The organism is Clostridium puniceum (assembly GCF_002006345.1).
Taxonomy (GTDB): domain Bacteria; phylum Bacillota; class Clostridia; order Clostridiales; family Clostridiaceae; genus Clostridium; species Clostridium puniceum.
Genome location: NZ_LZZM01000061.1, coordinates 1 through 4,003, shown reverse-complemented (window position 1 = coordinate 4,003; position 4,003 = coordinate 1). Strand labels below are relative to the sequence as shown.

Annotated in this window: 2 protein-coding genes and 1 pseudogene; all 3 read left to right on the top strand. The window is 30.4% G+C overall.

Translation table 11 applies throughout. The annotated features are described in order from the left end of the window. Positions 1-358: 358 nt before the first annotated feature. Positions 359-1,435: pseudogene (gene ltrA / locus CLPUN_RS05130) on the top strand (group II intron reverse transcriptase/maturase); the annotation flags it as partial. A gap of 26 nt (positions 1,436-1,461) precedes the next feature. After that, positions 1,462-2,769 carry a primase C-terminal domain-containing protein gene (locus CLPUN_RS05125; RefSeq protein WP_158078706.1) on the top strand — a complete coding sequence of 436 codons (1,308 nt, stop codon included), beginning with the start codon at positions 1,462-1,464 and terminating at the stop codon, positions 2,767-2,769. Between the two features lie 341 nt (positions 2,770-3,110). Continuing rightward, positions 3,111-3,653 (top strand): hypothetical protein, encoded by a 543-nt coding sequence (locus CLPUN_RS05120; protein WP_077846255.1) that lies wholly within the window; start codon positions 3,111-3,113, stop codon positions 3,651-3,653. Positions 3,654-4,003: the final 350 nt, after the last annotated feature.

Here is a 4,003-nt window from a genome sequence, read left to right as displayed (position 1 = left end):
AAAACGTCATGCGTTATCTAACTAATTAACAAATAAGCATAAAGCTGTGGTTATATCCTCAGTTGAAATAGTCTAGCTATAGGTGAAAAAACTAATCCACAGCGTCTTATGTTAAGTATAGTAAAAATTATTAAGAAAGGAAAAGTATAATGAATTTTTAATACATGTTCATTATACAAGGTGAAAGTACGTGGTCTTACTTGGGGAGGTCTGATAGATAGGTACTAAATGAATTGAATTTCAAAGTACAACTTATATAGTGATATATAACTGAAATTATCAGAAGTCAGCAGAAGTCATAGTAACTCCGCTAAACGCGATAGCGGACGAAGGACTGAACATTAGAAGGTTTACAACTTTGGATAAATCAAAGAAATTACAAAGAAAGCAGAAAACTCAATATAGAGATCAAGTGATGGAAGTAGAAGTGGAACTTCAAGGTAAATCAAAGGTGCCGAGTAATTCTATGGTTTTACCAAATAAGGAAAGCGTAAACGATGAAGCATTTGATACTAGTAGATTACTTGAAGAAGTTCTAGAAAGAAATAATATGCTTTTGGCACTTAAAAGAGTAATTAGCAATAAAGGTAGTCACGGTGTTGATGAAATGAAGACCGATGAACTTCGCGAGCATATCAAGAAACATTGGGAAACCATTAAAGCTAAAATACTAGAAAATAAATATAATCCGTCACCTGTAAGGAGAAAAGAAATATCCAAATCAGATGGTGGAATTAGACTATTAGGGATACCAACTGTACAAGATAGATTGATTCAACAGGCAATTGCTCAGGTATTATCTAAAATATATGAACCATTATTTTCTGAAAATAGTTTTGGATTCCGTCCTCGCAGAGGAGCACAGGATGCTATAAAGAAATCAAAACAATATATAAATCAAGGAAATAGATGGGTTGCAGATATGGATTTAGAGAAATTCTTTGATAAAGTTACTCATGACATTCTCATGAGTAAACTTGAAAAGAAGATACAAGACAAAAGATTGTTATCATTAATAAGAAAATATCTCAAAAGCGGAATTCTTATTAATGGGGTTTCTGTAACAAGCGAAGAAGGGACGCCACAAGGTGGCCCGTTAAGTCCATTATTAGCAAATATAATGTTAGATGAATTGGATAAAGAACTTGAAAGACGAGGTCACAAATTTTGCAGATATGCAGATGATAATAATGTATATGTCAAAAACAGAAGAGCAGGGTTTAGAGTAATGAAATCTATGACCAATATAATTGAAAATAAGTTAAAACTTAAAGTAAATAAGGATAAAAGTGCAGTAGACTTTGTATCTAAGCGAAAATTTTTAGGATTTTCATTTTACTTTTCGAAAAGCGGAGCAGAAATAAGAATTCATGAAAAATCTATAAAGAGATTTAAGGAAAAGATTAAATTCCACACTAATAGGAATAAAGGAATTAAGGAATGTTTAAGGGATATGTAGGAATGAAGGGTAAAAGACCCATAGAAAGTATAAAAAATAGAAGTGAGTTTTCCAAGTTGGAAGAAGTAAAAGACCTTGAAGAATATGGCGGGGTGTTAGGTGATGATTATATATTAATTGACATTGATACTAAGGAAGAATCAGAGGTATTAATGACTATCATAAAAGATAAGGGGATTAATTGCACCACTATTAAAACAACTAGGGGTATGCACTTTTATTTTAAAAATATAGGGGGTAAAGCTAACGTAATTCATAAGCCGTCGGCGTTGGGAATAATTGTTGATATAAAATTAGGCTCCAAAAATGCAGTTATCCCATTAAAGATAAAAGGCAAAGTACGATCTATGACAATCACAGGTGTTATTGATGATTTACCAAAGTGGCTAACAGTTGTTAGCAAATGCCCCGATTTTAACAACCTTGAAGAAGGGGACGGAAGAAACCAAACACTATTTAATTATATCCTACAGTTACAAAGATATGGTTTCACCAAAAAAGAGATTAAAGAGACTTTAGAGATAATTAATAATTATATCTTAAAAGACAAATTATCCGATTCAGAAATTAACACAATCTTACGTGATGAAGCATTTACAAAGGAAAGTTTCTTTGACAAAGATGGTAAGTGGTCACACGACCTATTTGCTGCATTCTTAATGAGAGAGTACAACGTTGTAAGGATTAATAAAGAATTACATTATTACGAGGACGGTGTATATATTAATAATCCTTTAGGTCTTGAAAAACTAACAATAAAACATATACCAAACCTTAACAGAGCAAAGAGAGGGGAAATACTAACATATTTAAATATCATTGCTGAAGATATTCAATTAAGCAACCCTAGTAAAATAGTCGTTAACAACAGGTTACTTGATATTGACACACTAGAACTAGAACCATTTACGCCCGATTACGTGGCAGTCAATAAGTTACCTATCAATTATAATCCAAGTGCAACCAGTCCCACAGTTGACCACGTATTGAAAAAGATATCTTGTAATGATAATGACTTAAAATCATTACTTGAGGAAATGGTGGGGTATACATTGTTACGTCGTCCAGAAATGGGCAAATGGAAGAAGAGAAGGAAGATAGTATTTGATAGGGATAAAGGATTATGTCAGTTATGTATAAGAAATTTATATGATACATATGGGCGTATATATGATAACTATATTGAAGTGCATCACATAGAGCCTATAGTCGAAGCATATGAGTTAAGACTACACGAAGGTAATTTAATATCATATGTACTTATCATCATAGGCGAGCAGATCGTGGAGAAATCCCAAAGGAAGTATTAAAGGACATTGTAAAAGCGAAGATTATTTTATAAATAATCTAAATTATCAAAAGTCAATAGAATTATCGTAAAACATCCATATTTTTTCATTAATTACTAAAAAATATACATATTATGGTAGAATTTCATTAAAGTTAACTTAATAGTTGATTTGTAGAAAAAATGGATAAGAAAGAGGAAAAAATTTATGAAACTTAAAAAAATTACAACAATCATGGCAATCGCATTAACGATTGTTGCAACAAGCACGTATATGCAGCAGAAGTTTCAACTACTTCGGCTAGTGCAAGTGTTACTAAGAGTACTAAAATTAAATCTGATACAGTAATTACTGATGATAATATGTCTGCTGTTTTAAAGTATGTAGGTTTGAATCCAAATGAAGTAATAAATGGTAATGATACTGGGAAAAGTATTAAAACTGTAGGTGAGTTACAAAAGGCAATTGAACAAGCAAAAAAACATAAAGTTAATGTTAAAACTGAAATTAAGCCTAATAAATCAAGCAATACTACAACTAAATCAAGTAATGAAAAAATAGCTCTTAATTCTTATGATGATGATACTCCTACTAGTTCTCAAAGATGTTATAATAGAGTTACTCCAGATAGTTATACTTTAGAATTTTCATGTGTTGGACAATATAGACATGGACAATGGGTTGGTGTAACTGGTTTGGATGTTGATATAAGTGGTGATGGTTCTGTATATTCATATAGAATAACAAAAAGAAATGATCTTTCTGCAAATTATACTTCAAGTAGAATAACAATGCACCATGACATTGAAGTTAAGGAATATGTTGGAGTAGGAAAATGGAGTGTTCCAGTAAATACTAACACTGTTAAAGGATACAGTTATTATAATATAGAAGACTGGGTTTAATATTTATAATAATAAATATTGTAATTCTATAATCATTAAATAGACAAGCAATGTCTATAAATATAGAATTATATGTATAAGGGGTTTAAGAACCTCTTATTTTTATACAATAAAAGTAATGTATACAACTATAATAGTGCAAAAATGCTTGAATAATTTTACAAATGAATAAAATAAAAAACATTTATGATAAATCCTTGTTATAATTGAGTTTGTACACAAAAATGACAGCAAGGAGCTATACATAAATGTTTTAGAACACAATTATATCAAATGAATTATCAATATACAAATTTTTTAAACAATTAAATTTCGATTTTTACTTAACTACTCCACAATTAAGGCATTTA